At 43.9% G+C, this 1,790-nt stretch carries 1 protein-coding gene; it reads left to right on the forward strand.

Annotation, left to right across the window (positions count from 1 at the left end; all coding sequences use genetic code 11):
* Positions 1 to 230 precede the first annotated feature (230 nt).
* Positions 231 to 1,592, forward strand: a complete 1,362-nt coding sequence (locus tag J3U16_RS11820) for a hypothetical protein (protein ID WP_267343174.1) — start codon at positions 231 to 233, stop codon at positions 1,590 to 1,592.
* Positions 1,593 to 1,790 lie beyond the last annotated feature (198 nt).

The raw sequence follows: 1,790 nt of genomic DNA on the forward strand, positions 1-1,790 counted from the left end.
GGCAACAGGCAACCTGGCCAACCTATCTTTTAAATTCGTCTAAGTCCAGCACCCAGTTTAAATTTTTCACTGAAACTTATTTTTCTACTCAATCAAGTGAAATTCTGCGAATTATCGCGCGATCGCTCCCGCGATCCTCTTCTCGATCTTTTTTCCGATCGTTTTCCGGATCCTCTTTCAGATACGGTTTTCGATCCTTTTCCCAATTATCCCGGCAGATTGTTTTTTTCGTGGCTTTTTTTCTTCCTTTTTCGGGTCACGCATTGACATCACAGACAACTAGGAATGCGATACAGGGTAGTGCACCGTATCTGACTTTCGACGGTGGTCGTACTCGTGCGGTTGATACTAACGGTCTGCTTGGGATTACGCTATCTAACGGAATTAAATATACACCTTCAACCAATACTTCATCTTCTTCAGCACCAATCTCCTTGCCGGTTGAGGGTCAGAGTTTTGCTGATATTCGTATGTTCGTTCCTACTGATACTGATTCAGTCGCTTTGAGTACACTTATCGGTCCTCCTAATAATTATTGGGGTGATGATGATGGTGATTCTGGCGTTACTGCTACTGGTCGTTTAAGTTTATCTATCGTCGATAAAAGTGGTCAAACGGTATCACGTAGTACCGTGCCAGAGATTTGTAAGGCACCTTATAGGATTAAGTTATCTAGTACTGACGGTACATTATCAACGCGTTACGGATTTCCTAATCGTAGTACTTTCAGTGCTAGTGATGTGACTTATTACGTCAATCCTAAGGCTGCGCCGGTGGTTTGTTTTGCTAGGCCTAATTTAATGTTTGGTAAGCTTGGTGAAGCGTCTTGGGCACCATCTCACGATTTCCGCGGTCCTGCTTCAATGTGGGACCCAGCTAATGGTTTTATCCCTCAGTCAACTTCTCCGTCACTTTACGGTAGAAACTTTCCTACAACTGGCGGTAATGGATTGTACTTTGATTTACTCATTGGTGGTGTAAGTCAGCCATTGTCTTGGTCTCCAGTTTCTCATGGAGGTATCACTGCTACTATGTCTAATCCTACTGCTACAAGCGTACGCGTTACTTTAACTGGTCCTTACGCTACTCCATCCCAGATTAGTTCAGCCAATCCTGGTCCTCTTTCCACTATTTCTTTGCCTCAGACCTTCGAGTTGGTCGGTCGTGATACTAATGGTGCTCCTGTCGTTAAATATGGTTTTACTTTGAAGCAGTGGTTCGTGAACACTGGTTCTGTGAAGAAAAATTATCCTAATACATTATCTTGGTGTAATCGTATTGGTTATCGAATGCCTAGCGTAAAGGATTTAACCAACGCATCTTGTTCTGGTACCCTTTCAGGCGCTCACTGTCAGGGTTCAGTCGGCGCCACCCCTTCTTCTCCTAATAATCTTTACATGCGTCATATAGGTTCTGGCTTTGTTGCGGAGTGGGGCAAAATGATCGATTATTCAGGCGTTGTCTTCACCCTCAGTGGTTACTGGACTAGTGACCCGAATGGTAGTCGCCAGTTTATCGTGTACACATACGACGGTTACGTGCGTTCGCAAAACACCTCCTTCGACCTCTACGGACTTTGCTCCCATCCTTAGTTCTTATTCCTTCGCCCTTAATCCTTAGGGCGGGGGTGGGAGTGATAAAAAATAGTATTAGGTGATTAAAAGCAAGCTGACTCAAGGAGTCAACGTCGTTTAGCCATAAAAAAAGCGATTTTGCGGCTAAGCGGAAAAAATGCTGGGCACCGAGGTGGTGGTTAAAAATATTGATATTAAAGGAGTAATATAAAATGA

It is taken from the genome of Gilliamella sp. B3023 (assembly GCF_026536845.1).
GTDB classification, from domain to species: Bacteria; Pseudomonadota; Gammaproteobacteria; order Enterobacterales; family Orbaceae; genus Gilliamella; species Gilliamella apicola_E.